Source organism: Georgenia sp. SYP-B2076, from assembly GCF_003991205.1.
Lineage (GTDB): Bacteria > Actinomycetota > Actinomycetes > Actinomycetales > Actinomycetaceae > Georgenia.
On sequence record NZ_RXOZ01000001.1, the window covers coordinates 133,951 to 152,519 of the forward strand.

Annotated in this window: 19 protein-coding genes; 7 read left to right on the forward strand and 12 right to left on the reverse strand. The window is 74.5% G+C overall.

Features of this window, described 5'->3' with window-relative positions:
- Positions 1 to 216: 216 nt before the first annotated feature.
- Positions 217 to 1,173, forward strand: a complete 957-nt coding sequence (locus EJK16_RS19735) for a SprT-like domain-containing protein (protein WP_205739533.1) — start codon at positions 217 to 219, stop codon at positions 1,171 to 1,173.
- 21 nt (positions 1,174 to 1,194) lie between these two features.
- Here the strand turns inward: EJK16_RS19735 and EJK16_RS00605 are convergent, their stop codons facing one another.
- The gene (locus EJK16_RS00605) at positions 1,195 to 2,547 is read right to left on the reverse strand and encodes a M20/M25/M40 family metallo-hydrolase (RefSeq protein WP_127125289.1); all 1,353 of its coding nucleotides are present in this window, start codon (positions 2,545 to 2,547) and stop codon (positions 1,195 to 1,197) included.
- Between the two features lie 179 nt (positions 2,548 to 2,726).
- Here EJK16_RS00605 and EJK16_RS00610 point away from each other — a divergent pair, with 179 nt between their 5' ends.
- Complete coding sequence (locus EJK16_RS00610) at positions 2,727 to 4,097, forward strand: ABC transporter substrate-binding protein (protein WP_127125291.1); 1,371 nt, start codon at positions 2,727 to 2,729, stop codon at positions 4,095 to 4,097.
- 46 nt (positions 4,098 to 4,143) lie between these two features.
- Here EJK16_RS00610 and EJK16_RS00615 read toward each other — a convergent pair whose 3' ends face one another.
- The 5 genes from EJK16_RS00615 to EJK16_RS00635 form a co-directional block, all read right to left on the reverse strand.
- Positions 4,144 to 5,532: an NAD(P)(+) transhydrogenase (Re/Si-specific) subunit beta gene (locus EJK16_RS00615; RefSeq protein ID WP_127125293.1), complete on the reverse strand. Its 1,389-nt coding sequence runs from the start codon at positions 5,530 to 5,532 to the stop codon at positions 4,144 to 4,146.
- Positions 5,529 to 6,107, reverse strand: a complete 579-nt coding sequence (locus EJK16_RS20545; RefSeq protein WP_127125295.1) for an NAD(P) transhydrogenase subunit alpha — start codon at positions 6,105 to 6,107, stop codon at positions 5,529 to 5,531. Before EJK16_RS20545 ends, EJK16_RS00615 begins: the two co-directional genes overlap by 4 nt.
- Positions 6,104 to 7,318 (reverse strand): NAD(P)(+) transhydrogenase (Re/Si-specific) subunit alpha, encoded by a 1,215-nt coding sequence (locus EJK16_RS00625; RefSeq protein ID WP_127125297.1) that lies wholly within the window; start codon positions 7,316 to 7,318, stop codon positions 6,104 to 6,106. Before EJK16_RS00625 ends, EJK16_RS20545 begins: the two co-directional genes overlap by 4 nt.
- A 40-nt stretch (positions 7,319 to 7,358) precedes the next feature.
- Positions 7,359 to 7,991 carry a hypothetical protein gene (locus tag EJK16_RS00630; RefSeq protein ID WP_127125299.1) on the reverse strand — a complete coding sequence of 211 codons (633 nt, stop codon included), beginning with the start codon at positions 7,989 to 7,991 and terminating at the stop codon, positions 7,359 to 7,361.
- A gap of 95 nt (positions 7,992 to 8,086) precedes the next feature.
- Entirely contained in the window at positions 8,087 to 9,190 is a 1,104-nt protein-coding gene (locus tag EJK16_RS00635; RefSeq protein ID WP_127125301.1) for a YeiH family protein, read from the reverse strand.
- A gap of 364 nt (positions 9,191 to 9,554) precedes the next feature.
- Here EJK16_RS00635 and EJK16_RS00640 point away from each other — a divergent pair, with 364 nt between their 5' ends.
- On the forward strand, positions 9,555 to 10,106 hold the full coding sequence (locus EJK16_RS00640) for a hypothetical protein (protein ID WP_127125303.1): 552 nt from the start codon (positions 9,555 to 9,557) through the stop codon (positions 10,104 to 10,106).
- Positions 10,107 to 10,288: 182 nt separating this feature from the next.
- On the opposite strand, the gene EJK16_RS00645 is transcribed toward EJK16_RS00640, so the two are convergent.
- The 5 genes from EJK16_RS00645 to EJK16_RS00665 all read right to left on the reverse strand — a co-directional run bounded on the left by EJK16_RS00645 (position 10,289) and on the right by EJK16_RS00665 (position 14,731).
- Positions 10,289 to 10,867, reverse strand: a complete 579-nt coding sequence (locus EJK16_RS00645) for a low molecular weight protein-tyrosine-phosphatase (RefSeq protein ID WP_127125305.1) — start codon at positions 10,865 to 10,867, stop codon at positions 10,289 to 10,291.
- 492 nt (positions 10,868 to 11,359) lie between these two features.
- Positions 11,360 to 11,608, reverse strand: coding sequence for a LuxR C-terminal-related transcriptional regulator (locus tag EJK16_RS00650; RefSeq protein WP_127125307.1), 249 nt, complete (start codon positions 11,606 to 11,608; stop codon positions 11,360 to 11,362).
- 70 nt (positions 11,609 to 11,678) lie between these two features.
- Positions 11,679 to 12,974 carry an MFS transporter gene (locus tag EJK16_RS00655; protein ID WP_240645692.1) on the reverse strand — a complete coding sequence of 432 codons (1,296 nt, stop codon included), beginning with the start codon at positions 12,972 to 12,974 and terminating at the stop codon, positions 11,679 to 11,681.
- 216 nt (positions 12,975 to 13,190) lie between these two features.
- Entirely contained in the window at positions 13,191 to 14,291 is a 1,101-nt protein-coding gene (locus EJK16_RS00660) for a winged helix DNA-binding domain-containing protein (protein ID WP_127125309.1), read from the reverse strand.
- Positions 14,292 to 14,413: 122 nt separating this feature from the next.
- Positions 14,414 to 14,731 carry a hypothetical protein gene (locus EJK16_RS00665; protein WP_127125311.1) on the reverse strand — a complete coding sequence of 106 codons (318 nt, stop codon included), beginning with the start codon at positions 14,729 to 14,731 and terminating at the stop codon, positions 14,414 to 14,416.
- 198 nt (positions 14,732 to 14,929) lie between these two features.
- On the opposite strand from EJK16_RS00665, the gene EJK16_RS00670 reads away from it, so the two are divergent.
- Together EJK16_RS00670 and EJK16_RS00675 are read left to right on the forward strand one after the other, a co-directional pair.
- Complete coding sequence (locus EJK16_RS00670) at positions 14,930 to 15,850, forward strand: LLM class F420-dependent oxidoreductase (RefSeq protein WP_127125313.1); 921 nt, start codon at positions 14,930 to 14,932, stop codon at positions 15,848 to 15,850.
- Positions 15,851 to 15,896: 46 nt separating this feature from the next.
- A complete protein-coding gene (locus EJK16_RS00675) occupies positions 15,897 to 16,922 on the forward strand; it encodes an LLM class F420-dependent oxidoreductase (protein WP_127125419.1) in 1,026 nt (341 codons plus the stop codon).
- A gap of 44 nt (positions 16,923 to 16,966) precedes the next feature.
- On the opposite strand, the gene EJK16_RS00680 is transcribed toward EJK16_RS00675, so the two are convergent.
- A complete protein-coding gene (locus EJK16_RS00680; protein WP_127125315.1) occupies positions 16,967 to 17,470 on the reverse strand; it encodes an ATP-binding protein in 504 nt (167 codons plus the stop codon).
- Between the two features lie 211 nt (positions 17,471 to 17,681).
- Here EJK16_RS00680 and EJK16_RS19430 point away from each other — a divergent pair, with 211 nt between their 5' ends.
- The gene (locus tag EJK16_RS19430) at positions 17,682 to 18,164 is read left to right on the forward strand and encodes a GyrI-like domain-containing protein (RefSeq protein ID WP_164737157.1); all 483 of its coding nucleotides are present in this window, start codon (positions 17,682 to 17,684) and stop codon (positions 18,162 to 18,164) included.
- An 85-nt stretch (positions 18,165 to 18,249) separates the two neighbouring features.
- Entirely contained in the window at positions 18,250 to 18,459 is a 210-nt protein-coding gene (locus tag EJK16_RS00690; protein WP_127125319.1) for a DUF5302 family protein, read from the forward strand.
- The last annotated feature ends 110 nt before the right edge of the window (positions 18,460 to 18,569 follow it).

Genomic DNA, 18,569 nt, shown 5'->3' on the forward strand with positions numbered 1-18,569 from the left:
GTCACGGCAGTCACGCGAGGCGCAACGCCCAGGCGCGCCGATCCCTTCCCGCAGCGTGCGCCCGCCGCCCGCCCGCCTCCCCACAGCGGCCGCGGGCGGCGGCGGATCCACCGTGATCCGGGCGATGTCACCGCCACGTCGTAACCTCGAGCTGTCCCGCCGGGCCGGCGACGTTCCGGGGGACGTGACTGTAGCAGTCGAGGACGGAGGTGCGGCATGGATCTGACGGAGGTCCGCCGGATGGGGCAGGAGCTGCTGGCCGAGCACGGCCTGCGCGCCTGGCAGCTCGCGTTCGACAACGCCAAGCGCCGGGCGGGCGCCTGCAAGTTCGACGCGCGCACCATCTCCGTCAGCCGCCACCTCATGGCCCTGTACGACGAGGACCAGGTGCGCGACACGCTCCTGCACGAGATCGCCCACGCCCTCGTGGGGCCCAGGCACGCGCACGACGCCGTGTGGCGGGCCAAGGCCCTGGCGATCGGCTGCTCCGGCTCGCGGCTCGTGGCCGCGGACGCCCCCCGCGCCTCCGCGCCGTGGCACGGCACCTGCCCGCGCGGGCACAGCTACGACCGGCACCGGCGCCCGTCCCGCGTGTCGAGCTGCGCCCGGTGCGACCCGGGGTTCAACCCCGACTTCCTCCTCACCTGGACGTTCCGCGGCCGGCCGGCGCCGATGGGCACGCGGTACGACCGGGAGCTGCGCACCATCCTGAGCGGCCGTGAGCGCAGGCGGCTCGCGGAGATCTACGCGGGAGCCCGGGAGGTCGGGGGCGCCACGCTCTTCGACGACGAGGCCGCCCTGCTGGAGGACGAGCCCGCCGTCCACCAGCCGGCGCTGTGGTGGCAGCGGGAGCTGGACGACGAGGCGGCCGCCGCGCCCGCGGAGGACGACGAGGGCTGGATGCTCGACGAGGACGGACGCCGGTGGCGCGTCGAGGAGCCGCCGGTGGAGATCGCGGACCCGCCGCTGAGCCCCCTGCTCCGCCTCGAGCTGGCCGCGGCGAACGGGCAGCTGACCCCGGGCTGGCGCGTGCGCATCACCGCGCCCGGGAAGTACCTGGGCCTGGAGGGCACCATCGTCAAGAGCGCCCGCACGCGCTACCACGTGAGGTCCGGCCCCGACGTCCTGACCGTCCCGTTCGAGCTGGTGCAGCCGGTGCGCCCGGCCGGCTGACCGGCGGCCCGCCGACCGGGATCAGCAGGTCTCGATCAGCCGCCGGAGCACGCGCGCGCCGAACTTCACGCCCTCCACCGGCACGCGCTCGTCGATGCCGTGGAACAGCGGCGCGAAGTCGAGGTCGGCGGGCAGCTGCAGCGGCGCGAAGCCGTAGCCGTCGATGCCCAGCCGCTTGAGCGCCTTGTTGTCGGTCCCCGCGGAGAGGCAGTAGGGCAGCAGGTGGGCGCCCGGGTCCTCGGCGAGGATCGCCTCGCGCATGGCGTCGACGAACGGGCCGGAGCGGGGGGCGTCGAGGGGGATGCCGAGCTGGTCGACGATGAGCTCGACGTGCTCGCCGGCCAGCTCCCGGATGGTCTCCAGCATGAGGTCTTGGTGCCCGGGCAGGAACCGGCAGTCGATCGCGGCCTCGGCACTGCCGGGGATGACGTTGTTCTTGTACCCGGCGGTGAGCATGGTCAGGTTCGCGCTGTCCCGCAGCGTGCCCGAGACGAACTGGCGGGCCCCGCCCAGCAGGGGCAGGAACGCCTCGATGTTCGCGTCGTCCCGCTCGACGCCGGTCAGCTCGGTGATGCTGTCGAACAGCGTCCGCACCGAGGCGACGTACTCCGCCGGCCACTCGTGGGCGTCGATCCGGTCGATCGCGCGGGCCAGGCGCACGATCGCGTTCTCGTCGTTGGGCACGGAGCCGTGGCCGGCGCGGCCGGCGGCGCGGATCCGGATCCAGGCGAAGCCCTTCTCGGCGGTCTGCAGCAGGTAGGCGCGCACGGGCCGGCCGGTGCCGCGCTCGGGGAGGGTGATGGAGTAGCCGCCGACCTCGCTGATGGCCTCGGTGCACCCCTCGAAGAGCTCCGGGTGGTGGGTGGCGACCCAGTGCGCGCCGAGGGTGCTGCCGGCCTCCTCGTCGGCGAAGAACGCGAAGACGACGTCGCGCGGGGGCTTCGTGCCCGTGCGGGCGAGGTGACGGAGGTTGGCCAGGATCATCCCGTCCATGTCCTTCATGTCGACGGCGCCGCGGCCCCAGATCATGCCGTCGCGGATCTCCCCGGAGAAGGGGTCGACCGACCAGTCGGCGGCATCGGCCGGCACGACGTCGAGGTGGCCGTGGATGATGAGGCCCGGCCGGGCGCGGTCGCTGCCCTCGACGCGAACGACGACGCTGGCGCGACCGGGTTCGCTCTCGAGATAGGTGGGCTCGAGCCCGACCTCGCGCAGCAGCCCGACGACGTACTCGGCCGCCTCCCGCTCGCCCGGTCCCGTGCCGTCGCCGTAGTTGGTGGAGTCGATGCGGATGAGCTCCTGCGTGATCCGGACGGCCTCCTCCTCGATGCGGGCGACGGCGGCGTCCTGCGACTGCTCGCTCGGTGCGGTCATGCGCGCCTCTCCTCGGCTCGGGTGCGAGCCCACGGTACGACGTGGGGAGCGCCCCTCGGCGCGCGGCACCAGCAGAAACATTCCAATCCTTGGCGTCCCCCTGACGAAACAGACACCGGGCGATAACCTTCTGTGGATCGGTCCCCCACCACTGCGGGGTCGACCCGAGGAGGAAGTCCATGCACAGCCCGTCCCGCCGCCGGATGCTGGTGGCGGCCGTGACGGCAGGCGCCGCGTCGCTCGTGCTGGCGGCGTGCACGGGCGGCACCACGCTCGCGGACCCCGGCAGCGACGGCTCGACCGGCGACGCGGGCGCCACGACCGTGACGTTCCGGCTGTGGGACGACGTCGCCGCCCCCGCGTACGCCGAGTCGTTCGACGCCTTCAGCGCGGCCCACCCGGACCTCCGCGTCCAGGTCGAGGTGGTCCCGCGGGGCGAGTACGCCGACAGGCTGCGCGAGGACATGACGGACGGGGACATGGCCGACGTCTTCTGGGCCACGCCCACCATGTACCCGGCCTACGCGGCGGCCGGCGACCTCGTCGAGGTCGGCGCCGACCCCGACGAGGCCGTGTGGGAGAGGTCCGTCGTCGACCTCTTCACCTACCGCGGCACTCTCTGGGGCGTGCCGCAGCTGTGGGACTCCGTCGCGCTGTACTACAACGAACCGCTCGTCGCGGCCGCCGACGTCGACCCGTCGCGTCTTGCGTGGACGCCCGGGGGCGGCGCCGGGGACACGCTGCAGGCGGCCTCCCGCGCTCTGACCGTGGACACCACCGGCCGGCACCCCGGCGAGGCCGGGTTCGACCCCGGCGCGACGCAGAGCTACGGCTTCAACGCCGGGGCCGACCTGTTCGCCATCGTCCTGCCCTTCCTCGCGCAGAACGGCGTCCGGTTCCGGGACGGCCAGGAGTTCACCTTCGCCACGCCGGACGGCGAGGCGGCCTTCCAATACCTGGTGGACCTGGTCCGCGCCCAGGTGGCGCCGCCCGCCGCGCAGGACGGCGCGCGGGACGGCGCGGACGCGGGTCCGGCCCGCGACCTGTTCACCCACGGCCGGCTGGCCCTGTTCCAGTCCAGCTCGCAGGACCTGCGTACCCTGGTCCAGGACGCCGGCCCGGGCCTGCGCATCGCCCCCATGGTGGCGGGCCCGCAGGGACGCCCGGGCGTCCTCACCGGGGTGGCGGCAGTCGGCAACGCGCACAGCGCCCACGACGGCGCGACGCGGGAGGTGCTGCGCTGGCTCGGCTCGGCGGACGGTCAGGCCGCGCTGGCGAGCCAAGGAGTGGGCGTGCCCGCCGTGGCCGGCGCCCAGGAGGCCTACGCCGAGTACTGGGCCGCCCGCGGCGTGGACGTGCAGCCCTTCCTCGACGCCGCCCGGGAGCCCGGGGCCCCCGCCCCCGCCGCCATCGGCGTGGACGCGGGCATCGCGGCGGTGCAGCCGGTCCTGGACCGGATGTTCCGCGGGGAGATCCCCGTCCCCGAGGCCGTCGCCCAGGCGCAGCAGGCCGGCAACGCGGCCCTCGCCACGCCGTCGCCCGAGCCCTGACCGCCGCGCGGGCGGGTCGGACGTCCCGCGGTCAGACGTCCTACGGTCAGACGTCCTTGAGGGCGCCGACGACGTTCGCGAGGGACTCCTTGGCGTCCCCGAAGAGCACTTGGGTCTTGTCCGCGAACAGGAGCTCGTTCTCGATGCCCGCGAAGCCCGGGCGCATGGAGCGCTTGAGGAAGATGGTCTGCCCGGCCTGGTCGGCGTTGATGATCGGCATGCCGTAGATCGGGGCGGCCCGGTCCGTGCGCGCCGCGGGGTTGACCACGTCATTCGCGCCGACCACCACCACGACGTCGGTGGACGGCATGGCCGCGTTGACCTCGTCCGCGTCGAGGAGCAGCTCGTAGGGCACGTTGGCCTCGGCGAGGAGGACGTTCATGTGCCCGGGCATGCGGCCGGCGACGGGGTGGATGCCGTAGACGGCGTCGACCCCCCGCTCGCGCAGCGCGGTGACCAGCTCCGCCACCGTGTGCTGCGCCTGCGCGACGGCGAGGCCGTAGCCGGGCACGACTACCACGCGGTTGGCGTACGCCAGGGTGATCGCGACGTCCTCGGCCTGGGCGCGGCGCACGGGCCGGTCGGAGGCCTCCGTGGCGCCCGCGGTGGACCCTCCGCGCAGCGCGCCGAAGAGGATCCCCGTGACGGAGCGGCCCATCGCGGTGGCCATGGCGCGGGTGAGGATCGTGCCCGAGGCGCCCACCAGCGTCCCGGCCACTAGCAGCAGGGTGTTCGACATCGCCCACCCGGAGGCGGCGACGGCGAGGCCGGTGAAGGCGTTGAGCAGCGAGATGACGATGGGCACGTCGGCGCCGCCCACGGGCAGCACCAGCAGCGCGCCGATCACGAGGCCGACGGCCAGGAGGGCGGCGCCGAGCCAGACGTCCCCGGTGAGCGTCACGGCGACCGCCCCGCCCACCGCGACGAGCAGCGCGGCCACCATGACCGGACCCGCGCCGGGCAGCACGACCGGCCGGGACGTCATCGTCCCCTGGAGCTTCGCGAACGTGAGCAGCGAGCCGCACAGCGACATCGACCCGACGAGCACCGCGAAGGCGGTGGCGCCGGCGGCCACGGCACCGCCCTCACCCGCCCGCTCGGCGAGCTCGACGACGCCCACCAGCGCCGCCGCCCCGCCCCCGACGCCGTTGAAGATGGCCACGAGCTGCGGCATCTCGGTCATCTTCACGCGCCGGGCGGCGGGCACCGCGACGGCCGTGCCGACGAGGACCGCCGCGAGGACGATCCACAGGGTGGCCCCGCGGAACGCGGTGGAGAGCAGCACCGTCACGACGGCGATCGCGGCACCGAGCGCGCCGAGGAGGTTGCCGCGGCGCGCCGTCCGGGGCGAGGACAGCCCCTTGAGGGCGAGGATGAACAGGGCCGCGGCGGCGAGGTAGAGCAGCGCGGCTACGGGCGTGGGCAGGAGCGTCATCGCTCACCGCCCGTGGCGGAGGTCGCGGGCGTCTGACCGGCGGACGTGCGCGCCCGGTCCGGGGGGCGGCGTCCGGGCTCACGCGCGGCGGCGCCCGGGGTCGGCTCGCCCGCGGCGGCGCCCGGGGTCGGCTCGCCCGCGGCGGGCATGTCGGCGACCGGCTTGCCCGCGGCGGGCATGTCGGCGACCGGCTTGCCCGTGGCGGTCGTGGCAACGGCCGGCTTGCCGGCTGTCCCCGCGCCCACGACCGGCTCGCTGGCGGCGGGCTCCCCGGCGGGCACGCCCGCACCCCGGGCGGGCCGCCGCGAGAACATCTCGAGCATCCGGTCCGTGACGACGAACCCGCCGACGAGGTTGATGGTCGCGAGCAGGACCGCCAGCGTCCCGAGCACGACGAGCACGGGGCTCGTGGTGTGCGCCGTCACGCTGATCGCGCCGACGAGGATGATGCCGTGGATGGCGTTGGCCCCGGACATCAGCGGCGTGTGCAGGGTGGAGGAGACCTTCGAGACCACCTCGACGCCCACGAACGCCGCGAGGACGAACAGGGTGAGGATCGTGACGCCGTCGTTCATCGGGGCTCCGCATGCTCGGGGGCGGGGGCGCCGCCCGGTGTCACGGCGGGCGCCACCACGCCGGCGTCCTGCGCCGGTGGTGCGCCGAGCCCGTGGCGGGTGGCGCCGTCGTGGGTCAGGGCCATGCCGTCGATGATGTCGTCGTCGAGCGGGACGACGAGCCCGCCGTCGGCGCCGGTGAGGAGCGCGACGACGCCCGCGACGTTCTTGGCGTAGAGCCGCGAGGCGTCGGTGGGCAGGTCCGCGGGCGCCGAGGCGAGGCCGACGAGCGTGATCGCGCCGCCGCCGCGCGCGCTGGGGACGGTCGCGTCCACGCCGGGACGCGACCCCTCCACGTTCCCGCCACCGGCCGCGGCGAGGTCCACCACCACCGAGCCGGGACGCATGGCGGCCACCATCGCCGCGGTGACCAGCAGCGGCGCCCGGCGGCCGGGCACCGCCGCCGTGGTGATCAGCACGTCGGCGTCGGCGATGTGCGGGGCGAGGGCCGCCTGTTGCGCCTGGGCGGCGGAGCGGCCCAGGGACCGCGCGTAGCCGCCCACGCCCGCGCCGGCCTCCCCGGCAAGCCCGACGTCGATGAAGGTCGCGCCGACGGAGCGGACCTCCTCGGCGGACTCCGGCCGGATGTCGTTGGCGGCCACCTTCGCGCCGAGCCGGCGGGCGGTCGCGATGGCCTGGAGACCCGCGACGCCCGCGCCGAGCACCACCACCTTCGCGGGCGGCACGGTGCCCGCGGCGGTCATGGCCAGGGGGAAGAAGCGGGGGAGCCGGATCGCGGCCTCGAGCACGGCCCGGTAGCCCGCGGCGAGCGCCTGCGAGGACAGCACGTCCATGGCCTGGGCGCGGGAGGTCCGCGGCAGCCGCTCGAAGGCCAGCACCGTCAGGCGGCGGGCGTTGGCGGCGGCTAGGCGGTCGGCGTCGTCCAGGGGGGCCTGGAGGCCGAGCGTCACCGCGCCGGGGCGCAGCCGCAGCAGGGCGGCCGCCGGCAGCGGGGTGACGTGGACGAGGATGTCGACGGCACCGAGGTCGATGGCGGGCACGACGGCGGCCCCCGCGGCGGCGTAGGCGTCGTCCGGGTGGTGCGAGGCGGTCCCGGCCCCGGACTCCACGAGCACCTGGTGCCCGGACCGCACGAGCCCGCGCACGACGTCCGGCACGAGGGCCACGCGCGTCTCCGGCGACGGCTCGCGGGGGGCGGCGATGGTGATCACCCTCACGAGGGTAGGCGCGCGGGCGCCCGGGATGCGGGACTTACGGCTGCCCACCCCTGCCCCACCGCAGGATGGTGGGGCGCTCGAAGTCGCTCATCTCGATGACGATGTCCGACCTGGACATCGGGTCGACGGCGTCGTTGTAGAGCCGCAGGGCGGGAAGGTACCGCTCCCAGTATCGGGTCTCGACCTCCGCGTCGGGCTCCTCGCTGGCGGAGGTGAGGGCCACGATGCGCTCGACGGTGACGTTCTCGGGCACGGTGAGATACACGGTCACGTCCCACAGCTCGGCGAGCTCGGGGCGCTGAAGCGTCATGCCGTCGACGAGGAGGACGCAGCCGCGCGCGTCGAAGTCGGGGGCTCCGGCGGCCATGGACCGGATCCGGTCGAGGTCGTAGACGTGCTCGTAGAGCCACCGCGGGTCGGCCGCCTCCGGGGACCGACGCTGCTGCAGCGGGATCAGCACGTGGTCGGCGCTGAACCGGTGCACCTCGGCCCGGTCGTCCACGAGCGGCCTGAGCGCGTCGTCGAGGTCGCGTGAGAAGGTCGTCTTCCCGGCGCCGTCGGGCCCGTCGATCGCGACACGGAGCATGCCGTCGCCGAGGCGGCCCACGAGCTCGTGCGCCAGGCGGTCGAGAAGCTCGCTGCGTGAGATGGACGTCGTTGTCTCCATGCCGGAGATGGTAGGGCCATCACACCTGCTCAGCGACACGTGTCCGCAATGATCTCTCAGTATGGACGGCCCCCGCCACGGCGTGGACGCGGCGTTCACACCAGGAGGAGCACCCCGACGAGGGACACCCCGGCGGACAGCAGCGCGGCGACAAGGCCGAGGAGCATCGCCGGACCGCCGCGGCCGAGCAGCACGCTGACGTTCACCCCCGTGCCGAGCGCGACCATCGCCACCGTCAGCGCCAGCGTGGAGACGAATCTGGCGACGTCCTGCACGCCGTCGGGCACCGGCAGCAACGACCGGACGGCGACGAGCGCGAGGAACCCCAGCACGAACCCCGGGATGATCGGCGGCCGCGTGGCGTGGGGCGTGGCGACGTCGGGGGCGCCGGCCAGCACGCGGGCCGCGGAGTCCACCGCGACCTGGTGCTCGACCGCGGCGCGAGCGCGGCGGCTGCGCACGAACCCCACGCCGGCGACGAGCGGCGCCAGGAGCACGACGCGGCCGAGCTTGGTGACCACCGCTGTGGCGAGGACCGCCGAGCCCATGACCCCGCCGGCGGCCACGACCTGGCCCACCTCGTGGATCCCGGCACCCAGCCACACGCCCGCGCGCTGCTCGCCGAGCCCGATCGCCTCGGCGAGGGTGGGCAGGGCGAGCATCGAGACGGTCCCGAAGATGGTGACGGCGGCGACCGCGGTGGCCGCGGCGTCCTCGACGTCCTCGTCCTCGGCCTCGGCCGTCCGCGTCCCCGGCGCCCGCTCGCCGAGGACGGCGCTCATGGCCGCCACCGCCGAGGCGCCGCAGATGGCGGTGCCGGTGGCCAGGAGCATGCGCAGCGCTGCGGGCACCTTCATCCACCTGCCGATGACGAGGGTCGCGGTCCAGGTGATGGCCACGGTGAGCACGATGACTGCCACGGCGCCCCAGCCCAGCCCGACCACCTCAGGGATGGAGAGCTGGAGGCCCAGCAGCACGACCCCGAGCCGCAGGACGGTCCGCGCGCTGTACCTGAGCCCCGCCTCCGCGGCTGCCGGGACCCACCCCATGTTGCGCAGCACCACCCCGACGACGATGGCGACGAGCAGCGCCGAGACGACGGGCACGTACCGGTTGACCGTGTACGCGGCGGCCGCTACGAGCACGGCGAGCAGGAGACCGGGGGCGCGGGTGCGCCAGGTGGCGGGCGAGGGGAGCACCCGCCAAGTGTGCACCGCTCGCCCGGGGCCCCGGCGGCACCGTCGTGCGGCGCCGGCCCCCGTGGGGGAAAGCGCAGGATCGGCGTGCGGCCGTCCACGCCGGGAACGCGGCTGTCCGCACGGGCGGCCGTCGGCGGGCGTCCGCCCACGGGCAGCCGTCCGCGGGCGTCCGTCCGCACGGGGAACACGGCTGTCCGCACGGGCAGTCCGCCCTCGCGCGCCCCGGGTGTGCTGGAGTAGGGCGGTGACGGTCAGGACGGGTGGGCGCGACGCGGCGCACCGGCCCAGGGCCGTGCGTACCGGCACGGCGCCGCGGGCACGCACGGCGGCGGATCACCGCCGGATGCGCCGCCGGGGGGTCGTCATGCAGGCGGTCACCGTCGGCCTCCTGGGCGCCGCCGCCGTGGCGCTCTGGCGGCCGGCTCCCCCGCCGCCTCCCCCTGCGACGGATGCGGTGTCGCCCGTCGTGCTGCCGGCACCCGCCCCGTACACCGGCGGCAGCACCGGCTGCGTGGTGACCGACCCGACCGGCACGGGCGGCTGCGTCACCGGCGCGGCGGACTGGTTGGTGAGTGAGCTCGGCGTCGCCGTCGGGCGCCAGCCGATGACCTGCTGGAGCGAGCACGCCTGGAACCCGGCCAGCGACCACCGCCGGGGGCGCGGGTGCGACGTCTTCGTGGGCGCCGCGGGGCAATTCCCGGCCGCGGCCGACGTCGACAGCGGCTGGTCGATGGCCGAGTGGTTCCGTCTCCACGCCGACGACCTGCGGGTCTCCTACGTCATCTGGCAGGGGAAGATCTGGGTGGCCGACCGCGCCGATGAGGGCTGGGCGCCCTACGACGGTGGCGGGGTGTACGACGCGCAGGACGCCACCGGCGGCCACTACGACCACATCCACGTCTCGGTGCACGGTTGAACGGCTTCGGCCGGAACTCGTCGCCCGGTCGCCGCCGCGGACTGACGGCGGACACCAACCGAGTGTGCGGCCGCGGAACGCGAGCGTCCGCGGATCGTGGGGTCCCGGACTGCGGTCGCGCGGATGATGGCGTCTTCGGACTGCGGGCGCGTGGACCGCGAGGGTCTGCAGACCGAGGCGCCTCAGGCCCCCGCAGGCGGCGGCACGTCGGCGCCGAGCACGGCGCCCAGGTGCGAGACGAGGCCGTCGGCGCCGGACTCGACCACCCGGAGGGTCTCGTAGAACCCGTCCTGGTCGCCGTACCAGGGGTCGGGGACGTCGAGGTCGTCCTGGTCCGCCGCGCGCGGGGCCGTGGCGTCGAACTCGCGCCAGAGCCGCACCTCGGCCGTGCGGCCGGCCCCGTCGAGCTCGGCGCGCCGGCGCAGCGCCCGGGCGTGCTGCTTCGTCATGGCCAGCGCGAGGTCGTATCGGGCGAGCTCACCGGGTGCGACCTGGTGCGCGTGGTGGTCCGGGACCGGGTAGCCCGCCTCGGCGAGCACCACCCGGGCACGCCGGTCGATCGGCCTGCCGTGCTCCTCGTCGCTGATGCCCGCGGAAGCCACCTCCACCTCGTCGCCGAGCCCGGCCTCGGCCAGGCGCTCGCGCAGGACCACCTCGCCCATGGGTGAGCGGCAGATGTTGCCGGTGCACACCACCAGGACGCGGTAGGGCCGCTGGGAGGCTCGTTCCGTGGCTGCGTGGTTGGGGGCGTCGAGTGTCATGGCCCCATGGTGCCAGCGGCGCCGGCGGGCGCCGGAATCCCGCAGCCCGGAGCGCGGATCGCGCCACAACGGACGCCGCCGGGGCCCGTGGGCACCAACACCTGTCCCTGGTGTCACTCCAGCCCCACGGCGCGGGCCGGTTGCGGCGCGATCCTGACGGCGCTGCCGGACGCTTCGAAAAAAGCAGATGACAGCCCGCCGACACGGTGCTTACCGTGGGGTCACACGAGAAGGGAGGTGGTCCTGAGGTGAAAATTCTTCGGACGCGTGAGGTGGCTACCCGCTAGCCCGTCAGGGGACGGATCCAGGTCCTCCCGCCGGCGGCGGCGAGTACCAGGTGGTCACCGGAGCCCGCGGGGCCGTGACATCGTCCAGCACGGCACCCGGCCGCACGGCCGGGAACCCGCGGGCTTTCCCATGCCCGCCCACCAGCGGCACCGTCCTCCGGCCCAGGTGCCCGGCGCATTCGTCCCCGTCCGCCCGCCCGGCGCCTCACACCAACCCGGCGTCGTGGACACAGCGCGCGATCTGCACCCGGTTGACCGCATCGAGCTTGGTGAACAGGTGCCCGACGTGGGTCTTGACGGTGGCGACCCCCATATACAGCTCCCCCGCGATCTGCGCGTTGGACAGTCCCCTCCCGACGGCCACGGCGACCTCCCGCTCGCGGTCGGTGAGCCCCGCCAGCCGCTCGCTCGCGGCCCGCGCGCGCGAGTCGTCCTGGCGTAGGGAGCCGGTCATCGGCCTCGGCTCCCCCCTCCGGCTCGACCGCCTCCCACCAAAGGCGGACCTGGGCGAGGCGTCACGCCGGTCAGGACTGGGCGGCGCGGCCGGTCTTCGCCACGTCTCGGCGTCCGTGGACCGCGTGGTACAGGACGGCGGCCAGGGCCGCCAGGACGGCCAACAGCCCGTACATTGCGCCGTACCCGGCGGCGGAGACCAGGACACCTAGGAAAATCGGCCCGAGGCCGATGCCGACGTCGGCCAGGAGCAGCAGGGTGGAGATGCCGGTGCCGAGCTGGTGCGGCGGCACGGCGCTGACGGCGATGGCCTGGGCGGCGGGCATGAGGGTGCCGTATCCAAGACCCGTGAGGGCGCCCGCCACGACGACGTGCCAGTCGGTGTCCGCCGCAGCCAGCAGCCCCAGGGCCAGCACGAAGCAGACCAGGCCCAGGTAGACCACCACGTTGTCGCCCTCGCGGTCCTGCAGGGTGCCGAGCACGAACCGCATGACCAGCATCGCGATCGCGTAGGCGACGAAGAACAGCCCCGCGCCGGCCACGAGGCCGCGCTGCTCGGAGTAGGCGTTCAGGTAGGTGATGACGCCCGCGTAGCACAACCCGATGACCAGCATGAAGCAGCCGATCGGGATGACCGCCGGGTGGGCGATGTCGCGGATCGAGAAGCGGGCATGCGTCTTCCGGGCCTCGCCCGCCTCCTTGGCGGCCTCATTGGCGGCGGCCTCGGCCTCGCGCTGGTGCAGGGGCTTGCGCAGGAGCAGGCCGAGCAGCAGGCCGACGACGGCGGTGCCGAGCACGGCCGCGAACATGGCGTCGTAGCCGACGGAACCGACCAGCAGCAGGCCCAGGGCCGGGCCCACCGCGGTGGCCAGCGTGGTGGCCAGGGCGAGGTAGCCGGTGCCCTCGGCGCGGCGGGAGGCGGGGATGGCGGACTGGGCAATAGCCATGGTGGCGGTGCTGGCGAAGGCGTAGGCGGCGCCGTGCACGGCGCGCACCATGATCAGCAGGGCCAGGGACCCGGCGGGCACGTAGAACGCGCAGGCCACGGCGACGACGGCCAGGGCCACGAGCATGACCTTGCGGCGGCCGAGCACGTCCACGAGGTACCCGGAGACGAGGCGGGCTACGGTCGCGCCGACGACGAAAGCGCTGGAGGCGAAGCCGCTGGCGGCGTCCGAGGCGGCGAACTGCCTCACCGCGTACAGCGCCATCGTCGTCACGAGGATGTAGAAGACGAGGTACTGGATGAAGCTGACGAGCCAGGCCAGGACGAACGTCGGCGTGAGGACCGGCTCCTTGGCGGGCTTCGGTGGGGCGGCGCTGTCCGGTCGCACGGTCTGCTGCTGCACGTCGACGGGGGAGGTCACGACACGCCCTTCCGGTCTCCTAGTGATTACTTAGGGTCCCTAACTTACGCCGTGCCGGGCCCGCCTGTCCATGGTTTTCGTCAACAGCCCCGTCCCAGGGGTGGGACGAGCATCCTGCTGACGGGCAGTGGTCGCGCCTCGCGGTCGCCGTGGCCGTCTGTGGGCTGCTTCGTCGGGGTCTCGGCCTGTGTGCGCCGCGACGTGGCGTAGCGGGCGTCATGCTCGGGAGGGGAGCGCCGGGTACGCCTCCGCCAGGCGGGGGACGGCCCGCTCGACCTGCTTGGTGAACCGCGCGAAGGGCTCGGCCTCGATCCGCCGCCGGGCGCCCGTGCCCGTGCGTCGCCACGCGCCCACGACCGTGCCCCCGGCGACCACGGTGGGCCGGAACATGCCGTTCCCGCCCGGGACGATGCGCTCCGCGAACGCGGGCGGCAGCGTCGCGGAACGGTCCTGGTAGCCGAGCAGCAGCTCGTCGAAGCCGGGCAGGAGGAACACCCCGCCGGCCGCGCCGCGGGCGGCGTCCAGCAGGGCCGGCGTGGCGGGGTCCATAAGGTGCTCGACCCCGTCGACCTCCACGCGCTCGAGGTGCTCGCGCGCGACGGCGAGGCCCACCTTGGCCTCGGCCGCGGTCAGCTTGGTCCACCACATGAAGTCCTTGCGCGTGGCGGGGCCGTGGCCGCGGAAGTACCGCAGCACCCACTCCCCCAGCGCCTCGTCCCGTGAGAGCCGCCGGGGGTGGGGCACCCACTCGTCCAGCAGCACGATGCGTTGCTCGGCGCCGCCGGTGGGTCCGAAGCAGGTCAGCCCCTTCTGGGAGAGCGTCCACAGCAGGTGGTAGCCGCGCTGCTTGACGCCCAGCAGGCCAGCGTCGTCCCACACGGCCATGAGCTCGGCGCGGCTGGTGGAGCGGCCGCCCTCGAGGGCGTCGTGGGCGAGCTGCCCGGCGCGGTCGATCATCGCCTCGTCGATGCCGAGCTGGGCGCGGCGGCGGGCCGCCCCTGCGAGGAGCCGATCGGTGGTCAGGCTCAGCATCCAGCCCAGGTCCTCGGCGGGGACGAGGTGCAGCGTGCCGCGCATCGGCCAGGAGCGGACCACTGCGCCGCAGTCGAGCGCCGCCTCGATGCCGGCGTCACGATCCGCGTTCGCGCCCGGAGCGCGGCCCGCGGTGCGCAGGGCCACGGACGCCAGCGCACCCGGGTAGTCCTGCGCCTGCATCGCGGTGAGCCAGCGGACCACCTCGGTGGCCGTCGGCAGGCCCGGGCCGGCGATCCGCTGGGCCACGAGCCGCAGCAGCGCGACCTCTCTGAGCGTCGTCATGTCACCGCAGCGTAGAGGGCAGCGCCCACACGCCACCGGCTCGGGCGGCCCCCTTCGGCCAGCGCCCGCCCGGTCCCAGCGTCTGCCCGGTCCCAGCGTCTGCCCCGCGTCTGCGTCCGCGGTTATGACGGCTCGGTCTGGTCGTAGTAGGGCCAGGGCCAGACGTTGAGGGCGGCCCAGGCCTCCTCGATGGTGGGGATGCCGCTGACATGGCCCCCGGCGACGAGGTCGTGCATGTGCGCGGCCTTGAGGAAGGTGATGACGTGGGGCAGGGCGTCGCGCCACATGTCGTTGCCGGCGGTGTAGGCGGAGACGATCGCCTCGACCTTCTGGAGCTGGACCTTGGTGATCGGCACGGGTGAGTCGTCGCCCGGCAGCGGGACGTCGGCGTCGATCTGGTAGTGCTCCGGATCGCGCGGGTCGAGTTCGTGGTGCTGCATCGGCTGGCGCCTTCCAACTTCCTCTCAGTGTTGACGGGGATATTTTGCATGGTGGCCGGGTCACGCGGCACGGCGAAATGCTGCGATTCCCGCCACGGCCGGAAGCAGAAGCGGGCGGCGGGTGACCGGCAACACCCGGCCCGACGCGCGCCGCCCCCACACCGGGTTCCCGTCACCGGACCGTGGCACCCTGGCGACATGGACCTTCGTATCTTCACCGAGCCGCAGCAGGGCGCCTCCTACGACGACCAGCTCGCCATGGCGCTTCGCGCCGAGCAGCTCGGGTTCTCGGCCTTCTTCCGCTCCGACCACTTCCTGCGCATGGGCGACGGCGATCCCCTGCCGGGCCCGACCGACGCGTGGACCACGCTCGCCGGCCTCGCGCGGGAGACCACCACGATCCGGCTGGGCACCCTCGTCACGTCGGCGACGTTCCGCCACCCCGGCCTGCTGGCGGTCCAGGTGGCGCAGGTTGACGTGATGTCCGGCGGGCGGGTCGAGCTGGGACTGGGCACCGGCTGGTTCGCCGAGGAGCACGCGGCCTACGGCGTCCCCTTCCCGCACAAGCGCTTCGGCCTGCTCGAGGAGCAGATGGAGATCATCACCGGCCTGTGGGGCACGCCCGTCGGGGAGCGGTACAGCTTCGACGGCAAGCACTACCACCTCCTCGACTCCCCCGCCCTGCCCAAGCCCGCGCAGAGCCCCGTCCCGGTGATCGTCGGCGGCGGCGGGTCGAAGCGCACCCCGCGTCTGGCCGCGCGCTTCGCGGCCGAGCACAACCAGGCCTTCCCGGAGAAGTCCGCGGTGGCGCCCCAGATCGACCGGGTGCGCGCCGCCTGCGAGGAGGCCGGCCGGGACCCCGACGACCTGACCTACTCCATCGCCCTCGTGGCCTGCGTGGGCACGGACGAGGCCGAGGTGGTGCGCCGCGCCGCCGCGATCGGCCGCGAGCCGGCCGAGCTGCGCGAGCACGGCCTGGCCGGGACACCGGCCGAGGTCGTCGACGGCCTCGGCGCCCTCGCCGAGCAGGGCATCTCACGGGTGTACCTGCAGTGCCTGGACATCCGCGACCTCGAGCACCTGGACGTCATCGCCTCCGAGGTCATGGCCCACGTCTGAGACGGCGTCCGGCATGATCACCGGCATGGACGACGACGTCACCCCCGTGCGGCTCGGGTACTCCGCCGGCTACTGGTCCGCCGGACCGCCGCGAGGTGCCGGCGACGCCGTCGCCGCGGCCGACGACCTGGGCCTGGACTCCGTGTGGACGGCGGAGGCGTACGGATCCGACGCCCTGACGCCGCTGGCGTGGTGGGGGGCGCGCACCCGGCGGGTGCGGCTCGGCACCGGGATCGCGCAGATGGCGGCGCGCACCCCGACCGCCGCCGCGATGGCGGCCCTGACCCTGGACCACCTCAGCGGCGGCCGCTTCATCCTCGGTCTCGGCGCGTCGGGGCCACAGGTGGTGGAGGGCTGGTACGGCCAGCCCTACCCCCGCCCGCTGGCCCGGACCCGCGAGTACGTCGACGTCGTGCGTCAGGTGCTGCGCCGCGAGGCGCCCGTCCGGCTCGACGGCGAGTTCTACCGCCTGCCGTTGCCCGGCGGCGAGGGCAAGGCGCTGCGCTCCACCGTGCACCCGCTGCGGGCCGACCTGCCGATCCACCTGGCCGCCGAGGGGCCGAGGAACACCTCGCTGGCCGCGGAGATCGCCGACGGCTGGCTGCCCGTGTTCTTCTCCCCGCGCCTGAGCGAGGTCTACGCGGAGAGGCTCCGCGGCGGCTTCGCGCGGCGCTCACCCGGCCTGTCCCCCGCCGGCGCCTTCGAGGTCTCCCCCGCCGTCCCCGTCGCCCTGGCCGACGACGTCGAGCGGGCGGCGGACGCCGTCAGGCCCCATCTCGCCCTGTACATCGGCGGCATGGGCTCGGCGGCCACGAACTTCCACCGCGAGGCGATCGAGCGGCTCGGGCACGAGGCCGCGTGCGCCGAGGTCGCGCGGCGGTGGGCGGGCGGGGACAGGGCGGCCGCGGCCGCCGCGGTGCCGACCGAGCTCGTCCTCGACGTCGCGCTCGTGGGCAACGCGGCGCAGCTGCGCGAGCAGCGGCGGGCGTGGGAGCGCAGCATCGCCACGACGCTGATCATCCAGACGGATCCCCGCGCCCTCCCGGCGGTCGTCGACGCGCTGAGGGCGTGACCGAGCCGCACGGCCGGGTGCGGGCGGCACGCGACGCCGGCCCGTCAGCGCGGCAGGTCGTCGCCGGGGCCCACGACCTCCTCGCCCTCCCCGCGCGGGACCTCGAAGGTCGCGATGAACCGGTCGAGCAGCTCGGACGTGACCGGGAACGCGTCGGCGTCCCCACGGGACCGCCGCTCCGCGACCCGCCGGTGCAGCACGCCGGGGTCGATCGCGAAGTAGACCAGCCGCCACCGCCCACCGGCCGTCTCGATGAGCGCCTTGTACTCGTCCCGGTCGGCGCGCCGCCAGAACGCGAGGTCGAGGACGACGTTGCGGCCCTGCCCGACGAGCGTGGCGAGGTGCTCCTTCAGCGTGGGCTCGACGAGGTCGTTGAGCTCCTGGTAGCGCTCCACGGGCACGTCGGTCCCGTACCGGCCGAACCGACGCCGGACCTCCTCGTCGAAGGACAGGCGCACGTACCCCTCGGCCACCAGCCGCATGGCGAAGGTCGTCTTGCCCGACCCGGACGGCCCGCACGTCATGACCACCGTCGGCCCCTGCTCCATGTCCTCAGCGTGGCAGGCCCACGCGCGTTCGTCAGGCCCCGACCGCCGTCCCGGGCGTCGTCGTCCGCCGTCCCGGGCGCCGTCGCCCCTTGCACCCGGCCGCCCGCCGCACCTCGGCAGGCGGTTGGCCGGACGGCGCGGGCCGGGACGATGGATCATGGAGACACCCGCCCGGGGTGTGTCGTCGGAGTACCGAAAGGGGAACGTGACGATGGAGGAGATTCGCATCATCGAGCTCGAGGAGCAGGTGACCGCCGGCGTCCGCCAGATCGCGCGCATGGACGACCTCACCACGCTGTTCGACGCGAAGTTCGCCGAGGTCGCCCAGGCGTTGCAGGCGTCCGGGGTCACCCCGGCCGGGGCGCCGTACGCGCGGTACCGGGGCAGGCCCTCCGAGACCGTCGACGTCGAGATCGGGTTCCCCGTGGCCGAGGCGTTCGCCGCCACCGGCGACCTCGTCGTGGACGCGCTGCCGGCGGTCCGGGCCGTGGAGACCTTCCACGTGGGCTCCTACGACAAGCTCCACGAGACGTACGAGCGCGTCGACTCCTGGATCGCCGAGCACCAGCTCCAGACGCTCGAGGACATGTGGGAGGTCTACGAGTCGGGCCCCGAGTCCGACCCCGACCCGGCGACGTGGCGTACCCGCATCCTCCTCCCGCTGACCGGGCCGCAGGTGGAAAAAGCCCCGTAGCGCACGCCGCGGCGTGCGCCAGGCGGGAATCAGGTGGGCCGGGGCTCCGGAGGCAGCGATGATAGACGCGAGCGAGAGGAGCCCCATGGCTACCAAGAAGACGAACCGTCCCCCTGACGCCGCCGACGCAGAGAAGAAGGAGCAGCTCAAGGAGAAGATGCGCGCAGCCCTCGACCGCAAGCAGAACAACGAGGGCGCGTCCCGGGACGCCGCCGGTGGGTCCGGCGCCCACAAGCTGCACGGCGTGGACCACCCGGTGGGCCCGAAGCAGTTCCGTCGCAAGTCCGGCGGCTGACGCTCCCCCCTCATGGGCGGGCCGACAAGCCCCACGGTCGCGCCCGGACCGGAGGCTCCGCCGAGGGGGCGGTGAACGAGCAGCTCACCGCCCCTTCGGCCTCGGTCCGT

Coding starts and splice junctions, on each gene's coding strand:
- EJK16_RS19735 (WP_205739533.1), top strand. CDS start 217: ATGGATCTGACGGAGGTCCGCCGGATGGGGCAGGAGCTGCTGGCCGAG.
- EJK16_RS00605 (WP_127125289.1), bottom strand. CDS start 2,547: ATGACCGCACCGAGCGAGCAGTCGCAGGACGCCGCCGTCGCCCGCATC.
- EJK16_RS00610 (WP_127125291.1), top strand. CDS start 2,727: ATGCACAGCCCGTCCCGCCGCCGGATGCTGGTGGCGGCCGTGACGGCA.
- EJK16_RS00615 (WP_127125293.1), bottom strand. CDS start 5,532: ATGACGCTCCTGCCCACGCCCGTAGCCGCGCTGCTCTACCTCGCCGCC.
- EJK16_RS20545 (WP_127125295.1), bottom strand. CDS start 6,107: ATGAACGACGGCGTCACGATCCTCACCCTGTTCGTCCTCGCGGCGTTC.
- EJK16_RS00630 (WP_127125299.1), bottom strand. CDS start 7,991: ATGGAGACAACGACGTCCATCTCACGCAGCGAGCTTCTCGACCGCCTG.
- EJK16_RS00640 (WP_127125303.1), top strand. CDS start 9,555: ATGCAGGCGGTCACCGTCGGCCTCCTGGGCGCCGCCGCCGTGGCGCTC.
- EJK16_RS00645 (WP_127125305.1), bottom strand. CDS start 10,867: ATGACACTCGACGCCCCCAACCACGCAGCCACGGAACGAGCCTCCCAG.
- EJK16_RS00650 (WP_127125307.1), bottom strand. CDS start 11,608: ATGACCGGCTCCCTACGCCAGGACGACTCGCGCGCGCGGGCCGCGAGC.
- EJK16_RS00660 (WP_127125309.1), bottom strand. CDS start 14,291: ATGACGACGCTCAGAGAGGTCGCGCTGCTGCGGCTCGTGGCCCAGCGG.
- EJK16_RS00665 (WP_127125311.1), bottom strand. CDS start 14,731: ATGCAGCACCACGAACTCGACCCGCGCGATCCGGAGCACTACCAGATC.
- EJK16_RS00670 (WP_127125313.1), top strand. CDS start 14,930: ATGGACCTTCGTATCTTCACCGAGCCGCAGCAGGGCGCCTCCTACGAC.
- EJK16_RS00680 (WP_127125315.1), bottom strand. CDS start 17,470: ATGGAGCAGGGGCCGACGGTGGTCATGACGTGCGGGCCGTCCGGGTCG.
- EJK16_RS19430 (WP_164737157.1), top strand. CDS start 17,682: ATGGAGGAGATTCGCATCATCGAGCTCGAGGAGCAGGTGACCGCCGGC.
- EJK16_RS00690 (WP_127125319.1), top strand. CDS start 18,250: ATGGCTACCAAGAAGACGAACCGTCCCCCTGACGCCGCCGACGCAGAG.